This window comes from Paraburkholderia phenoliruptrix (assembly GCF_047325075.1).
GTDB lineage: Bacteria > Pseudomonadota > Gammaproteobacteria > Burkholderiales > Burkholderiaceae > Paraburkholderia > Paraburkholderia phenoliruptrix.
The window spans coordinates 977,134-998,971 of sequence record NZ_CP168530.1; the positions used below are offsets into that span (position 1 = coordinate 977,134).

Here is a 21,838-nt window from a genome sequence, read left to right on the forward strand (position 1 = left end):
GGCGGCGCGCGTGACGCTCGTGCAAGCGCCATGCACATCTCGTGCAAGCGCGCTGCAAGCAGGGCGGCGCGTGTTGGCATGCGCGTTGCGAAGCAGGTTGTCGAAGCGATAGGACAAGGGCACATGACAACCGTATTGCTGGTCGATGACGACGCCGAGGCGCTCGATGCATGGAGCATGATCTGCGCCGCCGAGGGCTACGATGTGAAAACCGCGCTCGACGGCAAGTCGGCGCTCGCGCAGTTCATGGCCGCACCCGTCGACGTCGTGGTGGCCGACTGGCGCATGCCGGTGATGTCGGGCAGCGAGTTGTGCCACCGCTTGCGCACGCTGCCGGGTCTCGCCGACGTCGCCTTCATACTCGTCTCGGGCGAGCCGAGCCCGCCTGCCTTCGTCAGCTTCGACGGCTTTCTGCGCAAGCCGGTGGAGGGCCCGGTGCTGCTCGCCACGATGCGGCGCCTGCTGGAGGATCACGTTACGCATCGCGCATTGCAACGAGGCGGGCCGTCCTGATGCTGTGTGCCGCTCGCGGCATGGGCGCGTTCAGGACGAGGCCTGCGCGTGCGCATCGTCGGACGGCTTGCCTGCCGCCGACGGAATCAGCAGTACCGGCAAGCGCGCCTGGCGCACGCAACGCTCGGCGACGCTGCCGAGAATGAGGCGTCGAAAGCCGCGTCGGCCATGTGTGCCCATGACGAGCAGATCGGCGTTGAAGTCGGCGGCGGCCTGCAGCACGGCCGTTGAAACGTCGTCGAGCGACGCGGCTTCGCCTACCACGATCTCGCCCTTCACGCCTTGCGTGTCCATGTCGCGCGCAAACTTCACGCCGAGTTCCTTGCCTTCTTCGATCAGACGCTCGCGCAGCACCGACGGGTCGTAGCCCGGCGCCTCGAAGTACAAGGGCGTGTTTTCGACAACATAAAACGGCTGCAAAAGCGCGCCTGTGGACCTGGCGAGCGCGAGCGCCGCTTCGAAGGCGCGGCGCGAAGTCTGGCTGCCGTCGACCGCTACAAGAATGCGTGTGTACATATTCACTCCACGTCAGGTTGCGAGCTTCAATGATGGTTCATCAACCCGCGTTCGGACAGGATGTCAATCAAGCGGTTCACAAATTTTGACGCGAGGCGCAAGGAGTCCGCCCACGTTCACGCGAGGCGCGACGGCTTGCCGCGCCATCGCGGCGACGCGACACGCGGCGAATGCCGCCGGGGTTTGCCTTACAATCGGAATCTACTCTGACAAGCAGCATCCGCCCGGCCGATGAACGAGCGCAAAACGACGGGCTTGCCCGACAAGATTTACGGCGACATCCTGAATCGCATTCTCGAAGGCGAGTACAAGGAGGGCCAGCGGCTGCCCACCGAACACGCGCTCGCCGAGCGCTTCTCGACGTCCCGGCCTACCGTGCGCGAGGCGCTCGCGCGGCTGCGCGCGGACGGCATCATCGTGACGCGGCATGGTTCGGGCACGACCGTCGCGCGTCGCCCGGACCCGGATGTGCGGCGCTTTGCGCCGCTCGAGACGCTGTCCGACATCCGCCGCTGCTACGAATTTCGCATCGTCACCGAGACCGGCGCGGCCGAACACGCGGCGCTGAAGGCCGACGCCGCCGACATCGCCGCCATCGAGGAGGCGTGGCAACAGCTGGAGCGCATCATCGAGACGCGCGGCATCGGCGCCCATGACGACTTCCTGTTTCACCTCGCCGTGGCGCGCGCGTCGCGAAACCCCTTTTTCATCACGGTGATGTCGTTCATCGAGGAACAGATCGTCTTCAGCATGAATCTGTCGCGCAATCTTTCGCTCGTGAAAACGGTGGAGCGCCAACGCCTCGTGCAGGCTGAGCACCGGGCGGTGCTCGACGCGATTCGCCGCAGAGACCCGCAGGCGGCGGGGCAGGCGATGCGAGCGCACCTGGAAAATGCGCTCGAGCGGATGTTCGGTTCGTGAGCGGCTTCGCGCGACGCGCCGTGCGCGGGGGCGCACGGTTGCCGCGTGGTGCCGTCTGAGCCGCCTTCGTCGCTGCAGGCCGGTGCCAGACGACGGCACCGCAGCGGCGAGCCGCGCCGACCCGCACGCGGCACAGCCGCGCAGCGGCCGAGGAGCTAAGCCGCCGCCGCCATCGGCCCGAACAGTGCAGTGCGCGTCTTCGGACTGACCGCGATATCCAGCGCCACCGCGCGTTCCACGCCGATCTGCAGCGGTGAGCCGAGCCGGTCGATCTCAATGCCGGTCTTGCGCAACAGCCGCTCGATCGGCGTAGTGGTCACCGTCACATAGCGCGTGATGCCCATGCGGTCCGCGAACGTGACGAGCTCGTGGATCGCCTGCATCGTCAGGTCGGCAAAGCCGAACGACTTTTCCTCGCCGCTCGTGTCGATCGCGAAGCGGCTTAATTCCCAGATGTGCCGCCCAACCGGCGCCGCGGCGCCGTGCAGCAGTTGCGGGAAGGTGTCCTTGAGCATGTTCGGCCCCTCGGTGGGCATCAGCCGCCAGCAGCCGCGCACGCGCCGGTCGTCGCCCTGAATCAGCATGTAATGCGGGCCGAGCGCATCGTAGCCGTCAATCTCCATACCCGCTATGGTCGGAATATCCCAGCCCAGCCGGCCGTGAAACACCCGCGCCCGCAGGCGGTACATCTCGTTGATGTCCTCGTTGTCGAACTCCTGACGCATTCCAATCCGGATCGCTGTTTGCATGACGTTCTCCTGAACGTGTTGGGGAAAACCAATACGCAGGAAAACTTATGCATTCTGAATCGTTCCGCCACCTATCTACCTGGATAGGTGTGCATGCTTATCGGATAACGCAGAATTTGAGACAGGAACAGCACTCAACCGACGGGACACAAAAATGGAACTTCTCGACAATCACTGGCAACCGCAAACCGGCCTCCAAGCTCGTCCGGCCGAGCCTTCCACGGCGGTGGACCGCGTTCTGATCATTGCTTACCGCAAGAAGAAAAAAGAGAGCCAGCGCCGCTTCTGGGCCCGTTTCGGCGTCACGCAGTCGCGCGGCAGCCGCTTCGAGTCCGGTGCGGAAATTCCGGCGCCGGTATCCATCCTGCTGGGTCTTTACTTCACCAAGACCGTTTCGGACGCCGACCTCGGCCGCGCCGAGCGCGTCATGCACAGCCGCGACGCTGCCGCGTTGTTCAACCCGGGTCAATAAGCCCGAGCTGTGTCGCAATCACGGCTGCCGCGCGCCGCGAATTCACGCCGAGTTTCGTCCTGATGTTTTTCATGTGGAAGTTCACCACGGCTTCCGAACAGTTCAGGATGTGGGAAATCTCCCACGTGGATTTGCCGCGCGCGGTCCATTGAAGGCATTCCCGTTCGCGCGGCGTCAGCTTGGGTAACAGCGTCTGCGCATGGGTATTCAAATGGCGCTGGCTGGTGTCGATCACCAGATCGCGCAATAACACCAGATTCGGCAATACCACGTCGACATGACGCCAGAAGGTGTCGGTCGGACTGGCGTCGTTCACGAAGCACATCATGCCCGCTTCCTGATTCGGGCCGTGAATCGGCAATGTCACGCCCGCGCGCAGGCCGTGGGCGCGCGCTTCCTCATACATGGACTGCTGCGGTGCAGTCGTGAAAATTTCCGGCGACCACACGAGCGGCGTGGAACGCGTCGCGCAATGCGCGACTGTCGGGTCGATATGCACGAGGCCCTGCTCGTCGTAGGTGCGGCGCCACTCGGGCGCATAGGTGCTGCGAACGTAGGCGTCTTCAAGGCGAATGGTCGGGCGCGGCAGCATCGCAACCAGAAGCCGGTCGAATCCCCACGTCTCGGCGAGGCCCGCGACTGCGCTGAACCATTCCGCCTCGTCGGCGGCGTCCAGTAGCGGCGCCATCTGCTCGATAAAATGTAGCGACAATTTCGACTCTCTCAGACTCGCAAATATTCAACACGGTTATTTGCGTAGGTTTTTATGTGCGACTGCTTTAATGCGCACAATCTATCACTAAAAAGTGGTCTGCAATGCGCAGGGCTGCATTTGTCGGCGCGCGTTAATCCTGGCGTCACATTCGAGCGGTACCGCGCGATGGCGTTTTAAGTCCCGTGCAGCAATGCTTTCGCGCTCATATTGCGCCTATCCGGTTGATGGGACGCCGCGGCTTATGCCAATTGAGCGGGCAAAATAACCTTATTCGCCAAATCGCCGCATTTACCCGGCATTGCCGATTCTGCGTGAAGCACCTTTCTCCGCTGTTCACAGCCCAGGCACTATTTTCATACGAAAAACGGCATGGGGTGTCCGGACGTTTCGTCACGAACGCGAGACCTTCGCGTCATCCGATGCCTGGTTCTGTTGTTTGACAACTTGTCGAGGCGAGTGCTACCGTAGGACGCCTGCCTTCACTCGGGTGTTTGCCCATGAACGAATCCCCCTTCAATGACAGTGAGCTCGCCGCGTCGGTCATGGCCGTACCGCCGCTCGCGCGCCGCACCGACCATACACTCGATCCTGACCGCAACGCCGCGCTGGTCCGCCACATCGAGGCGGGCGGCGTGCGCACGCTCCTGTACGGCGGCAATGCCAATCTGTATCACGTGGCCGTCAGCGAATATGGGGATTTGTTAGACATGTTGTCCGGCGTCACGGGGCCCGGCACACGGGTGATTCCCGCGATCGGGCCGGACTACGGAAAAATGCTCGATCAGGCGCGCATCCTCGCGCAGACGCGCTACCGCACGGCGATGGTGCTGCCGCTCGCGGGCCTGACCACGTCCGAGGGCGTCGAAGCGGGCCTCACGCGCATCGCCGACGCGGCCGGCATGCCGCTCACGCTGTACCTCAAAAGCGAGGACTACGTGGAGGTGGAGACGCTCGCGCGCCTCGTCGAACGTGGCACCTTGCTCGCCGTCAAATATGCGATCGTCCGCAAGAATCCGTCGGACGATCGGTACCTCCGGCGGCTGCTGGAACATGTGCCGGCCGGCAAGATCGTGTCGGGCATGGGCGAGCGGCCTGCGCTCGTGCACATGCGCGAGTTCGGCCTCGCCGCATGGACGACGGGCTCGGGCTGCATCGCGCCGCACATGGTGACGGGCTTGCTGCGCGCGGTGAAATCGGGCGACAGCGACGCCGCGCAACGCTTGTACGACGCTTTCCTGCCGCTCGAAACCTTGCGCGACGACATTTCGCTGATCCGCGTGCTGCACGACGCGCTCACGTTCTCGCAGCTCGCCGACATGGGGCCGCTGCTGCCGCTGCTCAGTTCGACGCCGTCCGAACATCATGCGAAGATCGCCGAGGCGGCGCGCACGCTGCTCGCGCTCGAAAGAGACTACGCGCGCGGGGCGCAATCGCTTAACCCATCCACCTAGAGACAGCATGACCGACACCAGCCGACGCTATCCCGATCCTTCCGTGCGCGTGTTCGATCCGCGCTTCAAGTCGCTGATTCTTGCGTCGGCGTCCGTCGAGTGTCTGTATCAGGGCGCGCGCTGGTCCGAGGGTCCGGTGTGGTTCGGCGACGGCCGCTATCTGCTGTGGAGCGACATTCCCAACGACCGCATCCTGCGCTGGGACGAAGCGAGCGGCGCAGTCAGCACGTTCCGCCAGTCGTCGAACAATGCGAATGGACATACGCGCGACCGGCAGGGCCGGCTCGTGAGCTGCGAGCATCTAACGCGGCGCGTGACCCGCACCGAATACGACGGCGCCATTACCGTGCTGGCGGATCGTTATCGCGGCAAGCGCTTCAATTCGCCGAACGACGTGGTCGTCAAAACGGACGGCTCGATCTGGTTCACGGATCCGACGTTCGGCATCGACAGCTTCTACGAGGGCGAGAAGCAGGAGTCGGAGCTGCCGGCGTGCGTGTACCGCATCGACGGCCAGTCGGGCGAAGTCAGCATGGTGGCCGACGACGTCCTCGGACCGAACGGCCTCGCCTTTTCGCCCGACGAGTCCGTGCTCTACGTCGTCGAATCGCGGGGCGAGCCGCGCAAGATCCGCGCGTTCGACGTCGTGGCCGACGGCAACGGCGCGGCGCTCTCGAACAACCGCGTGCTGATCGACGCAGGCCCTGGCACGCCGGACGGCTTTCGCGTCGACATCCACGGAAACCTGTGGTGCGGCTGGGGCATGGGCACCGACGAACTCGACGGCGTGCGCGTCTTCACGCCGCAAGGCGAGCCGATCGGCCACATCGCGTTGCCCGAGCGCTGCGCGAACCTGTGCTTCGGCGGACGTCATCGCAACCGGCTCTTCATGGCGGCAAGTCACGGCCTCTATTCACTCTATGTGAACACGCAGGGCGTGCCTGGCGGCTGAGACCGAGGGGCGTTAGCAAGGAGGCGGCGCGAAGACAAGCCGCGCACAGTTGCCTGACAAGCGCGCCGCGTGCGAATCGGCCACGCAGCCGATCGGGGTTTGCCCTCGTATACAACCGCGCCAAATCATTGAAGGCAAAGGCCTTCGGCCCGACATCGCGGCAATCTGCGGGAAAGCGCGGTCGCGCATATTTGCTTGACATCGGCTGTTCCGCTTCGCTATGTTGCAAGGGTTGAAAGAGACGCACGGGGTGGTGGACCGGCGGACTTCATACTAAAAGGCGAGGAGACGCAATGACTGTTTCGCACAGGTTGTCGCTCAGGCTGGTGTCGCTCTGTCTTGCGGCGAGCGCCGCGTTCGCATCCGCATCCGCCGCCTACGCGGCTGATCCGGTTACCCTCAATATCGTCGACGTAGCCGGCGATCTTCAACTCACGCGCAACGGCTTCGAGGCCTTCAAGGCGAAGTATCCGAACCTCGTCGCCAATATCACCTATACCAATGCGCCCGCGCCGCAATTGCCCGGCAAGATCAAGGCGATGCAGGCGGCCGGCCGCTCGGACATCGACCTCGTGCTGACCGGCACCGACGCGCTCGCGGCCGGCATCGAACAGAACCTGTGGACGAAGCTGCTGCCCGACAATGCGGCGCAATTTCCGGGTGTGCTCGACAAATACGCGCCCGGCCCGCGCAAGATGCAGGATCTCGCGCAAGGCTTCGGCCTCGAGGTCGCGTATATGCCGGCGGGGCCGCTGCTCGAATACAACCCCGCGAAAGTCAGCGATCCGCCGAAGACGCCCGAGCAACTGCTGCAATGGTGCAAGGCCCATCCGGACAAGCTGATCTACGCACGTCCCGCCAACTCGGGGCCGGGGCGCACGTTTCTGATGGGCTTGCCCTATGTGCTCGGCGACAAGAATCCGCAAGACCCGATCAACGGTTGGGACAAGACCTGGGCTTTCCTCAAGCAACTGAACGAATGCATTCCTTACTATCCGGGCGGCACGTCGGCGGTCATGAAGGAACTCGGCGAAGGGACGCGCGACATGACCGTGACCGTGACGGGGTGGGACATCAATCCGCGCGCGCTCGGCATCGTGCCGGCTGACTTCCGCGTGCAGGCGTTCGACAACATGACGTGGGTCAACGACGCCCACTACATGGTCATTCCGAAGGGCGTCCCGAAGGAAAAGCTCGACGTGCTCTACAAGCTGATGAACTTCATGCTGGAGCCCGCGCAGCAGGCCATGACCTACGACGACGGCTACTTCTATCCGGGCCCGGCGATCAAGGGCTTAACGGAAGCACAGGCGCCCGCGCATAGCCAGGAAGTCCTGAAGAAGTACGGCCGGCCGGAGTACGCGAAGCTGCTGGCCGAGCGCCCGCATGTGTTGCCGCTCAACGCAGCCGCGATGGTCGCCGCGTTCAGGAAATGGGACACGGAAGTGGGTGCGCAGAAAACCAAATGACCCGGCTGTCCGGCCGCGACTGAACACACACGCCAGTGCGAGTCGCGCGTGACGGCTCACGCGCATCAGGGAACCGCCATGAAGCATCACTTTGAGCAGTTGCGGCTCGACTCGGTGAGCCGCAGTTTCACAAATGCCGAAGGGCAGTCCGTTGCCGCGCTGCAGGGGCTCGATCTGAACATTCGCCGCGGCGAGTTCATCGCGTTGCTTGGACCTTCGGGCTGCGGCAAATCGACGGCGCTGAACTGCATTGCCGGTTTGCAGCCGTTAAGCGGCGGCGGCATCTGGCTCGACGATCAACGTATCGACGTGTTGCCGCCGGAAAAGCGCGGCTTCGGCATGGTGTTCCAGAACTACGCGCTGTTTCCGCACATGAGCGTGCTCGACAATGTGGGCTTCGGTCTGAAGATGCGCGGCGTGGGAAAAAGCGAAATGATGCGACGCGCGCGCGAGGCGCTGCAACTCGTGCAGCTTGTCGGACACGAACGCAAGCTGCCGGGACAACTCTCCGGCGGTCAACAACAGCGCGTGGCGATTGCGCGCGCCATCGTGATCGAGCCGCCGCTCATTCTGATGGACGAGCCGCTGTCGAATCTCGACACAAAGCTGCGCATCGAAATGCGCGCGGAGATCCGGCGCATTCATAGCCAGCTCGAACGTGCGACGCTTTATGTCACGCACGACCAGGACGAAGCGCTTTCAATGGCCGACCGCATCGTCGTGATGAGAGAGGGTGTGGTGCAGCAGGTCGCCACGCCGAAAGAGGTCTACACGCGCCCGCGCAATCTGCATGTCGCGCGCTTCATGGGCTATCGCAATGTCGCCGAATTCACGCTCGAAGGCACGCAAGGCGAGGGCGTGGTGGTGAGTGCAAACGGCGTGCGTCTGATCGGCACGCCGATGGCCGGGTTCGACAGCAAGCGCGTGAGCGTCGCGCTGCGTCCGGAAGACATGGAGCGTACCGAGCCTCACGCCGAGAATGCGTTTGACGCGCTCGTCAGCGTGGTCGAATACGGCGGCAACAGTTCGCTGCTGCGCGTGAAGACGGCATTCGGCGACTTGTGGGCGCGCGTGGCCGGCGAATTCGAGGAAGGCCAGCACATCAGCTTGCGTGTGCCGCCGTCGCGCACGCTTGTGTATGACGCAGAGCCGGCATGAATTCCCCCACGTTTCCCGCGCCCGTTGCGCCGGCCGCACCCGCACGACAGCGCGACGGCAAGGCGTGGCTCGTCACGCCGGCGCTGCTTTTCATCGTCGCATTGTTCATCTACCCGTTCGCGTACGGCCTCGCGCTCTCGTTCCGGCCGATGAACGGCGGCAGTGCCTGGGCCAACTATCTGACGTTCTTCACCGACACGTCGATGTGGCCGACCATCCTCGTCACGTTGAAACTCGCCGTGCCGGCCACGCTGATCAACGCGGGCGTATCGGTCCCGGTCGCATTCGCGTTGCGGCGGCATTCGCGTTATCAGAAGTTTGTCACCACATTGCTCGTGATTCCGGTGACGCTCGGCACCGTGCTGATCGCCGACGGCATGCTGACCTACTTTGGACCGAACGGCTGGTTTCCGCAGGCGCTGCACGGCTTGCATCTGTATACGAGCGAAGTGCGGCTTACGCATAACTTCTGGGGCGTGCTGATCTCGCTGATCGTCTCGGGGTTTCCGTTCGCATTCCTGTTGACCTTGTCGTACGTGACAGGCATCGACCCCACGCTCGCAAGCGCTGCCGCGACACTCGGCGCGAGCCCGTGGCAGCAGTTCCTGCGCATCTATCTGCCGCTCCTCGTGCCGGGACTGACGATGGCCGCGTGTCTTTCGTTCGTGCAGGCGTTTTCGGTGTTTCCATCGGCGGTGCTGTTGGGTGCGCCGGCGGGACCGACGCGCGTCATGTCGATTGCGGCGGCGGAAGCCGCGTTCGAGAGCTATGACTATTCGCTCGCCTCCGCGATCGCGATGGTGATGGGTTTCGTGCAACTGCTGGTGGTCGCTGCGATGCTCGGCGCGCGCCGCCTGTTCTATAGCGGTCCGGCGACAGGAGGCAAAGGCTGATGACGAGCGAGCATCGCGGCGCGCCAGCTTCGTGGTCCGCGTCGCCACCGAGCCACCCAGGCGACGACGCGCGCGAGCCCGGCAAGCGCGCAAAGCAGCGCGCGAGCGTGCCCGGCCGCGTGTGGCGTGTCTTCGTTTGGGGCGCGATGGTGTTCTTCCTCGCGAACGTCGTGCTGTTGATCGCGACCGTGGCGGTCAATTCGATTGCGACGCGCTGGTTCGGCACCTTGCTGCCGCAGGGATTCACGCTGCACTGGTATGCGCAGGCGTGGAGCGATTTCCAACTGGCGAGCGTGTTGTGGGTGACGGTCGAAGTCGTCGGCGCGGTCGTGCTGCTCTCGGTGCTGCTCGGCGTACCCGCGGCGTATGCACTCGCGCGCGTGCAGTTTCCCGGCAAGCGCCTTGCGATGCTGATTTTCCTGCTGCCCTTGATGGTGCCGCCCGTCACCTACGGCATTCCCATGGCGACCGTCATGTACAAGGTCGGGCTGGCCGGCACGCTGAGCGGCGTCATCCTCGCGAATCTCGTGCCCGCGCTGCCCTTCGTCATTCTGGTGATGACGCCCTTCATCGAGCAGATCGATCCGAATCTGGAAGCGGCGGCTCGCATTTTCGGCGCCAACACGTTCCGCTACTTCCGCTACGTGCTGCTGCCGTTGCTCGTGCCCGGCATGCTCGCGGCCGCGCTCCTCGTGCTCGTGCGCACCATCGGCATGTTCGAGCTGACGTTTTTCACGGCCGGACCGGCGACGCAAACCCTCGTGGTCGCGCTGTACTACGCGGTGTTTTCAACCGGCGTGCGCGCGCCGCAGTCCATTGACGCGATGGCGATGATCTACATGGCGATCACGCTCATATGGGTGCTGATCGCGCTGCAGTTCGTGAGCCCGACGCAGATCGTCTCGCGCGTGAAGGAGCAGAAGCACTAGCGGCGCACGCGCATCGCAGTGCGCGAACGCCGCATCGTCCGAAGATTAGTCGCCGACGCGATAGACGCGGCCCGTCTGCGCGCCTTCGACGCTGCGCAAGTACGCCTGTGCGGCGCGCTGTGCGGTAACCGGTTCGAAGCCGCGAAAGTAAGGCGCGTAGCCTTCCATCGATTCGCTCAGCACCGTCGGACTCACGACGTTGATGCGGATGCCGCGCGGCAGTTCGATCGCCGCGCCGCGCACAAAACCTTCCAGTGCCAGATTCACAGTCGTCGCATTGGCGCCTTCGCGAATCGGCTCGTCGGCGAGAATGCCGCTCGTCAGCGTGAAGGAGCCGCCGTCGTTCACATAGTTCTGGCCCGCCAGCACGACGTTGATCTGCCCCATCAGCTTGTCGCGCAGGCCCACCCAGAACTGCTCGATGCTCATTTGCGGCAGCGGTCCGAAATGCACTTTGCCGATGGTGGTCACCACGCCGTCCACCTTGCCGAGTTCGCGAAAGAGCCGCTCGACGCTCGCCGGGTCGGTGCTGTCCACCTGATACTGGCCGCGCGTCGCGCCGACCTCGATGACTTCATGGCGGGCCTTCAGCTCCGCGCTCACTGCCCGGCCGAGTGTGCCGGTTGCGCCGATGACGACGATCTTTTTCATCTACCGCTCCGTTGAGTTAGACGTGAAGCGATTGTGCGCCGCGTTGCGGAGCAGGATAAAGCTCCGCTCGCGAGCAGGTCTTGCAACCCTCGGTTTGTAATCCCGCGAGCAGCCGATAAAAATGCGCCTCGCTATCGCATCGCTATTTAAACAGCGCGCGCCCGAGTTATCCGCCGACAAATGGGCTGCGGCGCTGTGATTCAAACACGCGTGCGATTCAGATGATTATTTCACGCGATGTATTTCGATCACGCGCGTGGGGCGCAAATGATTAAGGGCGTAATGGACCCGGCCGCGTTCCCGGCGATTTTCGCCCGCAGGCGAATAGTCGAAGAGCGGGTCGGCTGAATGCAGCGCCTCTGGCTCGAACATGCCCTTGTCGATCACGGTATAGCCCGGCTCGAGCGCAAGCAGCAGATGATTGCCGCCCACACGGCTGTCGAAGCCCGCCATGCCGTCGAGCGCTTCGGGCACGCTGTTTTCGAGCGTCGCGTTGCTGGTGGTGATTTCATCGACGGCGATCGGGCTTTGGCCCGCAATGCGCGCCGCTTCATGGTTCTTGCCGTCGGTGTCGACCGTGCTGTCGTGCGTGCGGTCGTTGTAGAGCTCCGCAGTGCAGGGGCGGTTCATGCCCGCGACTTTGCGTGCGTCCGCTGGCTTGTCGATTTGGTTGTTCATATGCATTCTCCTTTCAAGAAGTCAGGGTGCCGGAGAGCAAGGTCCGTTCCCTTTCCAAGGCGATTGCGTTCGCGCGTCTTTCGATTTTTTTAATGAACGCGCATTTTCTACAGAGTATGATCATACTCCGGCAGGAGGAGGGCGGTTCGAGCGAAGTTAATCTGTACTGCGCCGGTGCTACTGTGCGGAAATCCGCCGCTTTTTCCGGTGCGGTGCGAGGAACGCGGGCTGACTTAAAACATTCTACGGGGCCGTCAGGGCGGGTGACCTATGCACTTCGATGCTGCATTCACACATCGCGGCTATTTGTTAAATTGCGCACCCGCACGCGCGGGTGACGGCAGTTGGCAGCCGTACGTGGTCATCTCGCGGTCGAGCGACGGCGAGCTCGTCGCCAACCGTTTTTTTCCGACCGACCTGCGCTTTCCCGACGAAGCCACGGCCATCGCCCATGCGCGCGATTGGGCGGTGCGCTGGATCGACGCGAGCAGCGTGACTATCTGAACGCGCGCAGACACTTCGCGCTGCCCTGCGCGAGCGTCCGCAAAACGCGGTAATCTCTCGGGACCATCACTCGATACCGTGCCTCGGCGCACGGCGCTGTCTTTTTATGCCTAACGTGCCTTCCCAGAACTGGGGCCTCGAACAGATCGTCGCGGACCTGCGCGCGTCGCGTGAAGAACTGCATCGCACGCGGCATCCGCTCGGCATTCGCGAGTTGCCGTCGCGCGAAGCGGTGGTCGGCATTGTCGCCGGTCTGCGCGCGGCGCTCTTTCCCACGCACTACGGCGCGCCCGATCTGACCGACGAAACCGTCGACTACTATGTCGGCCATACGCTCGAAAGCACGTTGCGCCTGCTCGCCGAACAGATTCGCCGTGCCCTGCGGTTTCTTCCCGAGCACGCGCAGACGCCCGAAGCCGAATTGCGCGAGCGCGCGTTCGAGGTGGCCCGCGAGTTCGGCACGCAGTTGCCCGGCATTCGCGCGCTGCTCGTGAGCGACATTCAGGCTGCCTTCACCGGCGACCCGGCCGCGCAGCACATCACCGAAATCCTGCTTTGCTATCCGGGCGTGTGGGCGATGACGCATCATCGGCTCGCGCATGCGCTGCATCGGCTCGGCGTGCCGCTGCTCGCGCGTTTCATCAACGAGATCGCGCACTCGGCTACCGGTATCGACATTCACCCGGGCGCCACCATCGGTCCGAGTTTTTTCATCGACCACGGCACGGGCGTCGTGATCGGCGAAACGGCGATCATCGGCGAGCATGTGCGTGTGTATCAGGCCGTGACGCTCGGTGCGAAGAGCTTTGCTGCAGATGTCGACGGCACGCTGATCAAGGGCAATGCGCGGCATCCTATCGTCGAAGACGACGTCGTGATCTACGCGGGCGCGACCATTCTCGGACGCGTGACCATCGGGCGGGGCTCGGTGATCGGCGGCAATGTGTGGCTCACGCATAGCGTGCCGCCCGGCAGCAGCGTGTCGCAAGGCAAGATTCGCGAAGGCGAGCGCGGCGACGAAGGGCGACGCTGATGCCTGCGCGCAACGGAACGCGTGAGCGCGTCCACATGCCCCGTTGCGCGATTGCCGGCGTCGAGGCGACGATAGCCGAAACCGCGCGTGCATTTCCGCGTCATTCGCACGATCGTTTCGGCGTGGGGCTGATCGTCAGCGGCGGGCATAAATCGGCGAGCGGCCGCGGGCCGGTCGAGGCGCGCATGAACGACGTGATCACCGTCAATCCAGGCGAGGTGCACGACGGCAGCCCGCTCGACGAGCGCGGCCGCGCGTGGCACATGCTGTATTTCGAGCCGTCGATGCTGGCCGGCGCCGCGGCGGAACTGGGCAGCGTGCAGACGCGCGAGGTCGAACTCACACGGCCGGTCGTGCACGACCCGCTGCTCAAGCTTCTCTTCGAACGATTATTCGCGGTAGCGGTGCAGCCGTTTGACGCGGGCGACGACCTCGCGCGCGAGCAGGCGTTGCTCGCGCTGATCGCGCACCTGCTGTCCGCGTATGCGAGCCGCGATTTAGGCCGCGATTTAGGCCGCGATTTAGGCCGCGATGTAGGCCGCGATGTGGGGCGCAAGTGGGGCCGTGACACAAGCCGTCACGCGCACGCGTCGTCGTCGCTCTCGCGTGGGCCGATTGCGCGCGCCAAAGCACGCATCGACGACGATCCGTCCGCGCCGCTGACCCTTGCCGATCTCGCCGACGAAGCAGGCATCAGCCGCTTCCAGTTACTACGAAGTTTCGCGCATGAAACCGGTCTGCCGCCGCACGCCTACCGCATGCAGCGGCGTGTGGTGCTGGCGCGGCAACTGATAGCAGGCGGCGTATCGCTTGCCGATGCGGCTGCGGCGGCAGGTTTCGCTGATCAGAGTCACATGACGCGCGCCTTCGTGCGTCTGTTGGGCGTCACCCCTGCGAACTACGCGGCGGCGACGCGACGATAAACGTTGCTGCGGTGTGTCGCGACGCCCGGCCTTGGCACGCGATTCAAAACCGCCAATGCTTCAGCGCGGCGAGCCCATGCAGATCGGGCAGCCCGACATGCCGGCCGATAAACCACGCCGCCCCAAAGGACGCCGCGACCACGATCAGATCGCAGTGCCCGCTGTTCCATAGGTTCAACGAATGCCGTGCCGCGATCCACGGCACGCCGAGCGGGTTCGGCCAGTCGGCGAGCAGATGCATCAGCCCGCCGCAGGCAAAGCCGAATGCGGGCGCCGCATAGAGGGAATGCCCGAGTTCGTGATACGAAACCGCGAGCAATGCCATCCAGCCGATGCCCCAATGCGTCAACGTGCGATGCGTAATCCACAAGCGGCGCGTGCGCGACCACCATGCGACCTCCAGCCAGTCGGGCGCCGTGCTGCCGGCGACGCCCGCGACGAAGCTCATTAGTACGCCGATATAAAAGAGACTGTCGTGGCTGTTGCCGGTGTGTACCACGAGGGCCGCGGCAATGATGCCGGCCGCGAAACCGGTCGCGTGGTGCGCGTTGCTGGATGCCATGGGAGAAAGCGGTGCAGGGTAGAGAGGAAAGGAATGCAGCGCACTCCCGACCCAACCATTACGTCGCGCAGCGCGCAATGGTAAAGCGCATCTCCGGTTCCGGCGGATCGTCGGGTGCATTGGCCGGACGCATCACCTTGATGACAGAGCCGGCGTTCGACGGCGTCAGCGTGACGAAGTACGAATTGTTCGAGTCGGAGCCGACCGCGATTTCCGTCGCGCTGCCCACGCGCGCGAGGCGCACGCGCGACAGGCGGCTTTGCAGGCAGCTCGCGATATAGCCGGGCGCATGCTGCGAGGATACGTAAATCATGGGCTGCGACGGGTCGTGTGCGGAAGGTCCGTTGGACGAACCGCAAGCAGCTAGCGTCGCAATCAGAGCGGCAGCGGGAGTAAGCAGGAAGATTCGTTTCATGGCGATGTCGTCGGCGTCCCGGTATGGGCGGGAACTGGAGGCGCGATGCAGATGCGGACGCCCGAGTATACCGAGCACAGGTTCGCTGCGTCACTTCCGTTACAAGCTGAAACGTCGCGGCATGACGGGCCGCTTCCGTCATGACTTTCGCGCTCGCGTTTCGGACGTGAGATGCCCGCAGAGACTTGTCCGTTCGTCAGAGTGCGATGTTCCGCGCACGCTAGCCGGGTAAAATCGCAGGCTCGACTATGTCCATGCCTTGTGAAAGTGAGTGAATCCGCAATGACCGACCCCATCCTTCGTTCGTCCGACCCTGCTGCTGATTCCGCGACGGAAGGCGCGTCCGCCGTGAACGCCGCGCATCCCGAAGACGCATTCGAAGCGGTGCACGAAGACCGCCTCTGGCGCGACGACGGCTGGACCGCGCGCGTCATCAAGAACGAAGACGACGAAGGCTGGGCTGTCGAAATGATCAAGGACGGCGAAGCGGAGCCGGCGCTCGTCGGCCCATGGACGATGGGCCGCAACAAGAAGGACCCGAAGCCGCTCGACACCGCGGCGTTCAACACGCTCGTGAAAACAGCCTCCGAGGTATTGCGCCGCCACGAGCAGCAGCTGCGCGCGCAGCTTCACAAGGCAGTGCGCGTGCCCAGCGCGGACGGCAGCGACGAACTCGACATCACGCTCGACATCGTGCCCGACGAGGACGAACCCTATGCGCTCCTGACCGCGCTCGACGCTTTCGGCGAGCAGCTGGCGCAAGTCCAGGTCGCGCCGAGCTTTAGGCTCAGCAAGGCGAGCGCGTCGGCGTGGGTGGAGAACGAATTCCGGCGTCCGGCCTGACAGCCGGGTGATCGAAAGCGCGAATATTACCGAAAGCTGTCAATATACTTTCACATTCACTTCATAGAATCCTCGCGTCATAGCGGCGCGAGCGTGAATCATGCGGTCTGAATCCGGGTCGTGCCGGCTGTGAGCCCAACCACGCCACCCACCACCAGGATTACGACAACATGGCAGAGCCGTTCGACCCCTCCCGCCGCAAGGCCCTGAAACTGTTTGCCGGTGCACCCATGCTGCCGTTAGGCGGGCTCGCCACGGCGTCCATGTTGAGCGCGTGCGGAGGCGGCAGCAACGACCTCGCGACGCCGGTCAAGCCGGCGGCCAACTTCGTCTCGGCGGCTTTCAGTTCGATGGCCGCGCCGACGCTGGCCGACCCCGCCGCCATGGCAAAGACCACGGTGGCTTCCACGCTGACCGTGCAGTTGAGCGACGGCAGCAGCCGCACTTTCAAGCTGTCCTACCAGCCGTTTTTCATGACCGGCGACATGGTGCCGAATATTCAGGGCGGGACGATTCTCGCGGGCGGCTATGTGGACATCAACAATCAGCCGATCGTCGACCGGTCCGTGGCGGGCAAGGAGCGCCAGTTCTATTCGGACTGCCCGGACGGCAGCTCGCTGATTCGCCTCGACAATCCCACGGTCAAGGGCATCAAGGGCAAGGCCGTGTTCGCGGTCGTGCAATTCGAATACACGACGCGCGACCAGAGCCTCGTGTCGATGTACGGCCAGCTGCCTTCCCCGATCGCCGTGCTGACGCTCGACCAGGATCAGGCAACCGGCAAGCTCACGCTCATCGGCTATCACAACGTGGATACGTCGAAGGTGCATGGCTTGTGGATTACCTGCGGCGCGAGCCTCTCGCCGTGGAACACGCATCTGTCGAGCGAGGAATACGAGCCCGACGCCACCACCATCGCCGGCAATAGCCAGTTCAAGGGCTTCAGCCGCAATCTGTACGGCAGCGAGACCGCGGCGAATCCGTATCACTACGGCCATCTGCCGGAAGTGACCGTCAATCCCGACGGCACCGGCAGCATCAAAAAGCACTATTGCCTCGGCCGCATCTCGCACGAGCTCGTTCAGGTCATGCCGGACAGGCGCACCGTCCTGATGGGCGACGACGCCACCAACGGCGGCCTCTTCATGTTCGTCGCGGACCGCGAAGCCGACTTGTCGGCGGGCACGCTTTATGTCGCAAAGTGGACGCAGGTGTCGTCGGGCGGCGCGGGCGCGGCCACGCTCTCGTGGATCAACCTCGGGCACGCAACGAGCGACGAGATCGAGTCGCTCGCGAACACGCTCACCGCCGCGGACATCATGGACGTCAAGACCGCCGATCCCGCCGACACGTCGTACACGAAAATCAATTTCAACGGCACGTTCAACTGGATTCGCGTGAAGCCGGGCATGACCAAAGCCGCGGCCTTTCTCGAGACGCACCGCTACGCGGCGCTCGCCGGCGGCAGCATGGGCTTCACGAAGCTCGAAGGCACGACCGTCAATATCAGGGACAAGGTGCTGTATTCGGCGATGTCGCGTATCGAGAAGTCGATGGTGCGCGGCAATGCCGCGTCGACGGACGTGGCGGTCGACAAGACGATCAGCGCCGGCGCGGTCTATGCACTCAATATGAAGGGCGGCCAGCTCGACCGCAGCAGCGGGGCGATCAACAGCGAGTGGGTGCCCGTCGATATGGCGGCGCCCGCGGCGCTCGTCGGCGAAGACCTCTCTGCCGCCGACGCGCTCGGCAACACCGCGAACCCGGATCGCATCGCGAACCCGGACAATCTGAAGTTCTCGGAAAAGCTGCGCACGCTCTTTATCGGCGAGGACAGCGGCATGCACGTGAACAACTTCCTGTGGGCCTACAACGTCGACACGAAGACGCTCTCGCGCGTGCTGTCATGCCCGGCGGGCGCGGAGTCGACGGGCCTGCACGCGGTCGACGAAATCAACGGCTGGACCTACGTGATGAGCAACTTCCAGCACGTCGGCGATTGGGAAAGTCCGTTGCACGACAAGGTCAAGTCGACGCTCGATCCGCTCGTGCGGGCCAACTACAAGGACCGCTTCGGCGCGACGGTCGGTTATCTGACGGCCGATCCGACGTCGATCAAGCTGTAACACACGAGAGGCGGCGCGCGCCCCGACGCGCCGCCTCAGCTGCGCTTGCAGAAAATCGCCGTGATGAGCGGCGCCACGCGGTGCACGATTGCGGTGCCGCCCGCCGCCGTCACCGCGTCCCGCACCTTCGATTCGCTCCCGAACACCACCACGCCATACGCCGAGCGCGCGACCGGCTCGCCGTCTCCCACGCGAAACATCGGGTCGTCCTTCTCGTAGCCGACCACTGCAAACACGTGGAACCCGAATGCGGTCAGGTCCGCGCCTTGCGCGGGAGAGAAGGCATTGATCGAATTGCTTTCGACCCGCGTGGGCTTCGGATCGATCAGTTGCTGCCCGGCCAGATCGGCGATGAACTGATGGCCGGTTTCGTTGCACGTGAGCGGCGTGTCGAGCGCAGCCGCGTAGGCGGCAGGCGGCAGCGCCCCGGCCGCGATGGCGAGGGCGGCGCAACGCAAAGCATGCCCTGCGGCGGACGGAAAAAGACGTTTCATAACGAGGACGGCGGCATGGTTCGATGAGGCGCAATGTAGTGTGTTCACAACGCTCAGCGCCGCAAAAACGCGGCCGGCGAGCCCTCGAACAGGTTGCACATCGAAGTGATCCGGCGGGATAGACGCAACAGGATTCGCACTTTATCGCGATTCGGAAAATCCTGCTTCGTGTGCGGGCCACCGGCGACGCCTCGCCGACCCCACGGACTGCGAAGAAACTAACAGGAAGAAAGCAATCTTTTTCGATCCCGTATATATTTCCGGGTTATGAATTCAAGACCGCCTACTCCAATTAACGTAGCGCCGCCCAGAACGTGGGACGCGCGCCTTGCCCGCCGGCTCGTGACACCGCTCGTGAACACGCGGGTCTCGCCTAATCACCTGACCACGCTGCGCCTTCTGATCGGCGTCGCGGGCGCGCTGTGCCTCGCGCGCGGCGGTTTTGCGTGGGCCAATGCCGGCGCGGTTCTGATCGTGTTGTCCAATTTCGTCGACCATACGGACGGGGAGCTCGCGCGCATCGGCGGGAAGTCGAGCCGCATCGGTCATTTTTACGACCTCGCATCAGACGCCCTCGTCACGGTGATGTTGTTTGTCGGCATGGGTGTCGGCGCGGGCGCGTCGACGCTCGGCGGGTTCACGGTGGATGCGGGCTGGCTCGGCGCCGTTGCCGGCGTCGCGGTCGCGCTGATTTTCTTCCTGCGCATGCGCATCGAGGAAATGGCGGGCAAGGCCGGCACGAAGCAGGCCGCGGTGGGCGGCTTCGAAACGGAAGACGTGTTGTATCTGCTGCCCATCGTCACGTTGACGAGCGTGGTCATGCCGTTCGTCGTGGTCGCGTCCATCGGCGCGCCGCTTTTTGCGGTGTGGGTCATGGTCGACTACTGGCGCGTCGCGCGCCGTAGCGCGAAGCCGTCCGCGGCCGGCGCGGCGGCTTCCGAAACGGCTCAGGCGTGGGCGAGCAAATGAGTCCTAACGTGAGTACTTCCGCCGAAGACGACGTGACGGCAACGGCTCTTCAGGAACATGCAGTCGCTGCGGTTGATGCACCCACGGCGCCTCCGGTGGCGCCTGACGCCGACCGGGCGGTGGCGAGCCGCACCCGCGCATTCGACAATGCGCGCCTGCGCAAGGACTTCGCCGACCAGGGCGCGTTCCTCTATATGGAGGACTTTCTCGCGCCGGAAATCACCGCGCAGCTCGTGCACAGCGCGCGTGCGCTCGTCGACGAAGTGAACCGCAATTACCTGCCGGGCCACAAGCAGGGCGGCAGCGTGAGCCGTCATACGATCGACCGTCTGGCGCCGTTCATCGCCGAACTGTATCGCTCGAAGGCGCTGATCGGCTGGCTCGAGCAACTGAGCGGCGACAAGCTGCAAGTGTCGCCGGCCGACGACCCGCATGCCTACGCGCTCTATTACTACACACGGCCGGGCGACCACATCGGCTGGCACTACGATACGTCGTACTACGACGGCCGCCGCTACACGCTGCTGCTCGGTGTGATCGACGAGTCGTCGTGCCGGCTCGACTACGAACTGCATACGCGCAATCCGGATGTGCCGGATCAACCGGGCTCGGTGCAGATTCCGCCGGGCGGCCTCGTGTTTTTCGACGGCGACAAGCTGCGCCATCGCATTACGCCGGCCGGGCCGAACGAAATGCGCGTGTCGCTCACGTTTGAATACGTCACGGACCCGAACATGCGTCCATGGCGCCGCTTCATTTCCAACATGAAAGACGCGATTGCGTACTTCGGCTTTCGCCAGGTGTTTCGCCAGATGACTCGGGCGAAGGCGCGCGGCAAGGACGGCGCATGAGTCGCGCGGCCCTGATTCTGCTGTCGATCGGGACGGCGCTGTTTGTCGGCCTGCTCGCGTGGCAGGGCTTCGGTTCCGTTGTGTCGACGCTGCTGGCAGCCGGCTGGGGACTTGCGCTCGTGGCGGCGTTCCACGTCGTGCCGCTCGCGCTCGACGCCGGCGCGATCTCCGTGCTGTTGCCGCGCCGCCGCGAGGGCGCGCCTCATCCTCATCATCACCCGTTGCCGCTGCGCGACGCGCTGTTCGCGCGCTGGATCGGCGAGTCCGTGAACAGCCTGCTGCCCGCGGGCCAGATCGGCGGGCCGGTCGTGATGGTGCGGCAACTGTCGCAACGCGGCATGCGCATGCGCGACGCGGCCGCGGCCATCACCGTGAGCACGACGGCGCAGGCGCTTGCGCAGATCATCTTTGCATTGTTCGGGCTGCTGATGTTCGGCGCTTACGCCGCACACGGCGCGCTGCACGATCTGCAAACGGCCACGCTGATTGCAACGGCCGTGCTCGGCGGCATGATCGTCGGCTTCTATTATGCGCAGCGGCGCGGGCTCTTCGGCCGCCTGCTCGGCGTGCTTTCCAAAGTATTCGGCAAGCGCGACTGGTCCGGCCTCATGACCCGCGCCGAAGCCGTCGATGCCGCCGTCCAGGCCATGTACCGCGAGCGCGGCCGCGTGGCGGCGAGCTTCGCGCTCAGCCTCGCGGGCTGGATCGTCGGGACGGTGGAAGTGTGGCTCGCGCTGCGTTTTCTCGGCCATCCCGTGGATTGGGTCGACGCGCTGCTGCTCGAAAGCCTCGGTCAGGCGATTCGTGGCGCGGCTTTCATGATTCCCGGCTCGCTCGGCGTGCAGGAAGGCGGCTATCTGCTGCTCGCGCCCCTCGCAGGTTTGCCGCCCGACGCGGCGCTCGCGCTCTCGCTCGCCAAGCGCGCGCGCGAAATCCTGCTAGGCTTGCCGGGCCTCCTGGTGTTGCATTTCAGCGAACGAAGCTGGCAGCGGCGGCGTGCCCTTGGGCGCGTTCCCGCCGTCGATTAAACTCCCGTATCTTTTCAAAAGGA

At 64.2% G+C, this 21,838-nt stretch carries 25 protein-coding genes; 17 read left to right on the forward strand and 8 right to left on the reverse strand.

The features are described from left to right. The first annotated feature begins 123 nt into the window (after positions 1–123). Positions 124–513 (forward strand): two-component system response regulator, encoded by a 390-nt coding sequence (locus ACEN8U_RS04305; RefSeq protein ID WP_013590857.1) that lies wholly within the window; start codon positions 124–126, stop codon positions 511–513. Between the two features lie 30 nt (positions 514–543). Here ACEN8U_RS04305 and ACEN8U_RS04310 read toward each other — a convergent pair whose 3' ends face one another. Further along, entirely contained in the window at positions 544–1,029 is a 486-nt protein-coding gene (locus tag ACEN8U_RS04310) for a universal stress protein (protein WP_368608053.1), read from the reverse strand. A gap of 231 nt (positions 1,030–1,260) precedes the next feature. Here ACEN8U_RS04310 and ACEN8U_RS04315 point away from each other — a divergent pair, with 231 nt between their 5' ends. Beyond that, positions 1,261–1,950 carry a FadR/GntR family transcriptional regulator gene (locus tag ACEN8U_RS04315; RefSeq protein ID WP_013590855.1) on the forward strand — a complete coding sequence of 230 codons (690 nt, stop codon included), beginning with the start codon at positions 1,261–1,263 and terminating at the stop codon, positions 1,948–1,950. 155 nt (positions 1,951–2,105) lie between these two features. Here the strand turns inward: ACEN8U_RS04315 and ACEN8U_RS04320 are convergent, their stop codons facing one another. After that, the gene (locus ACEN8U_RS04320; protein WP_013590854.1) at positions 2,106–2,699 is read right to left on the reverse strand and encodes an acyl-homoserine-lactone synthase; all 594 of its coding nucleotides are present in this window, start codon (positions 2,697–2,699) and stop codon (positions 2,106–2,108) included. A gap of 154 nt (positions 2,700–2,853) precedes the next feature. Here ACEN8U_RS04320 and ACEN8U_RS04325 point away from each other — a divergent pair, with 154 nt between their 5' ends. After that, entirely contained in the window at positions 2,854–3,171 is a 318-nt protein-coding gene (locus ACEN8U_RS04325) for a transcriptional regulator (RefSeq protein ID WP_013590853.1), read from the forward strand. Here the strand turns inward: ACEN8U_RS04325 and ACEN8U_RS04330 are convergent. After that, positions 3,155–3,859, reverse strand: a complete 705-nt coding sequence (locus tag ACEN8U_RS04330; protein ID WP_368608176.1) for a LuxR family transcriptional regulator — start codon at positions 3,857–3,859, stop codon at positions 3,155–3,157. The two genes, ACEN8U_RS04325 and ACEN8U_RS04330, sit on opposite strands and share 17 nt — an antisense overlap. A 524-nt stretch (positions 3,860–4,383) precedes the next feature. Between ACEN8U_RS04330 and ACEN8U_RS04335 the strand changes: the two genes are divergently transcribed. The 6 genes from ACEN8U_RS04335 (at position 4,384) to ACEN8U_RS04360 (ending at position 10,738) form a co-directional block, all read left to right on the forward strand. After that, the gene (locus ACEN8U_RS04335; protein ID WP_368608052.1) at positions 4,384–5,337 is read left to right on the forward strand and encodes a dihydrodipicolinate synthase family protein; all 954 of its coding nucleotides are present in this window, start codon (positions 4,384–4,386) and stop codon (positions 5,335–5,337) included. A gap of 7 nt (positions 5,338–5,344) precedes the next feature. After that, positions 5,345–6,289, forward strand: a complete 945-nt coding sequence (locus ACEN8U_RS04340) for an SMP-30/gluconolactonase/LRE family protein (protein ID WP_368608051.1) — start codon at positions 5,345–5,347, stop codon at positions 6,287–6,289. Positions 6,290–6,582: 293 nt separating this feature from the next. After that, positions 6,583–7,758, forward strand: a complete 1,176-nt coding sequence (locus tag ACEN8U_RS04345) for an extracellular solute-binding protein (protein ID WP_368576706.1) — start codon at positions 6,583–6,585, stop codon at positions 7,756–7,758. A gap of 78 nt (positions 7,759–7,836) precedes the next feature. Then, positions 7,837–8,916, forward strand: a complete 1,080-nt coding sequence (locus ACEN8U_RS04350) for an ABC transporter ATP-binding protein (protein ID WP_368576707.1) — start codon at positions 7,837–7,839, stop codon at positions 8,914–8,916. Next, complete coding sequence (locus tag ACEN8U_RS04355) at positions 8,913–9,809, forward strand: ABC transporter permease (RefSeq protein ID WP_368608050.1); 897 nt, start codon at positions 8,913–8,915, stop codon at positions 9,807–9,809. Before ACEN8U_RS04350 ends, ACEN8U_RS04355 begins: the two co-directional genes overlap by 4 nt. Further along, entirely contained in the window at positions 9,809–10,738 is a 930-nt protein-coding gene (locus ACEN8U_RS04360; RefSeq protein WP_368608049.1) for an ABC transporter permease, read from the forward strand. The genes ACEN8U_RS04355 and ACEN8U_RS04360 overlap by 1 nt, the downstream gene beginning before the upstream one ends. 45 nt (positions 10,739–10,783) lie before the next feature. Here the strand turns inward: ACEN8U_RS04360 and ACEN8U_RS04365 are convergent, their stop codons facing one another. Both ACEN8U_RS04365 and ACEN8U_RS04370 read right to left on the reverse strand, forming a co-directional pair. Then, positions 10,784–11,389 (reverse strand): short chain dehydrogenase, encoded by a 606-nt coding sequence (locus tag ACEN8U_RS04365; RefSeq protein WP_014972314.1) that lies wholly within the window; start codon positions 11,387–11,389, stop codon positions 10,784–10,786. 225 nt (positions 11,390–11,614) lie between these two features. Next, complete coding sequence (locus ACEN8U_RS04370; protein ID WP_368576710.1) at positions 11,615–12,067, reverse strand: DUF3005 domain-containing protein; 453 nt, start codon at positions 12,065–12,067, stop codon at positions 11,615–11,617. Positions 12,068–12,337: 270 nt separating this feature from the next. Between ACEN8U_RS04370 and ACEN8U_RS04375 the strand changes: the two genes are divergently transcribed. The 3 genes from ACEN8U_RS04375 (at position 12,338) to ACEN8U_RS04385 (ending at position 14,527) form a co-directional block, all read left to right on the forward strand. Next, positions 12,338–12,571, forward strand: a complete 234-nt coding sequence (locus ACEN8U_RS04375; RefSeq protein WP_013590843.1) for a hypothetical protein — start codon at positions 12,338–12,340, stop codon at positions 12,569–12,571. Positions 12,572–12,677: 106 nt separating this feature from the next. Beyond that, a complete protein-coding gene (gene epsC / locus ACEN8U_RS04380; protein WP_368576711.1) occupies positions 12,678–13,604 on the forward strand; it encodes a serine O-acetyltransferase EpsC in 927 nt (308 codons plus the stop codon). Then, complete coding sequence (locus ACEN8U_RS04385) at positions 13,604–14,527, forward strand: AraC family transcriptional regulator (RefSeq protein ID WP_413657365.1); 924 nt, start codon at positions 13,604–13,606, stop codon at positions 14,525–14,527. Before epsC ends, ACEN8U_RS04385 begins: the two co-directional genes overlap by 1 nt. A 43-nt stretch (positions 14,528–14,570) precedes the next feature. On the opposite strand, the gene ACEN8U_RS04390 is transcribed toward ACEN8U_RS04385, so the two are convergent. Further along, positions 14,571–15,089, reverse strand: a complete 519-nt coding sequence (locus tag ACEN8U_RS04390; protein ID WP_368576713.1) for a metal-dependent hydrolase — start codon at positions 15,087–15,089, stop codon at positions 14,571–14,573. A gap of 58 nt (positions 15,090–15,147) precedes the next feature. After that, the gene (locus tag ACEN8U_RS04395; RefSeq protein WP_368608047.1) at positions 15,148–15,582 is read right to left on the reverse strand and encodes a sugar ABC transporter ATPase; all 435 of its coding nucleotides are present in this window, start codon (positions 15,580–15,582) and stop codon (positions 15,148–15,150) included. A gap of 204 nt (positions 15,583–15,786) precedes the next feature. Between ACEN8U_RS04395 and ACEN8U_RS04400 the strand changes: the two genes are divergently transcribed. Then, positions 15,787–16,347 (forward strand): hypothetical protein, encoded by a 561-nt coding sequence (locus ACEN8U_RS04400; protein ID WP_368576715.1) that lies wholly within the window; start codon positions 15,787–15,789, stop codon positions 16,345–16,347. A gap of 170 nt (positions 16,348–16,517) precedes the next feature. After that, positions 16,518–18,473: a PhoX family phosphatase gene (locus ACEN8U_RS04405; protein ID WP_368608046.1), complete on the forward strand. Its 1,956-nt coding sequence runs from the start codon at positions 16,518–16,520 to the stop codon at positions 18,471–18,473. Positions 18,474–18,508: 35 nt separating this feature from the next. Here the strand turns inward: ACEN8U_RS04405 and ACEN8U_RS04410 are convergent, their stop codons facing one another. Beyond that, entirely contained in the window at positions 18,509–18,967 is a 459-nt protein-coding gene (locus ACEN8U_RS04410; protein WP_368576717.1) for a hypothetical protein, read from the reverse strand. Positions 18,968–19,234: 267 nt separating this feature from the next. Between ACEN8U_RS04410 and ACEN8U_RS04415 the strand changes: the two genes are divergently transcribed. From ACEN8U_RS04415 to ACEN8U_RS04425, 3 genes are read left to right on the forward strand one after another with little or no spacing between them, the layout of a single operon-like run. Further along, positions 19,235–19,936 (forward strand): CDP-alcohol phosphatidyltransferase family protein, encoded by a 702-nt coding sequence (locus ACEN8U_RS04415; protein WP_013590831.1) that lies wholly within the window; start codon positions 19,235–19,237, stop codon positions 19,934–19,936. 8 nt (positions 19,937–19,944) lie between these two features. Next, positions 19,945–20,787, forward strand: coding sequence for a 2OG-Fe(II) oxygenase family protein (locus ACEN8U_RS04420; RefSeq protein ID WP_310108711.1), 843 nt, complete (start codon positions 19,945–19,947; stop codon positions 20,785–20,787). Then, positions 20,784–21,815 (forward strand): lysylphosphatidylglycerol synthase domain-containing protein, encoded by a 1,032-nt coding sequence (locus ACEN8U_RS04425; RefSeq protein WP_310108709.1) that lies wholly within the window; start codon positions 20,784–20,786, stop codon positions 21,813–21,815. Before ACEN8U_RS04420 ends, ACEN8U_RS04425 begins: the two co-directional genes overlap by 4 nt. The last annotated feature ends 23 nt before the right edge of the window (positions 21,816–21,838 follow it).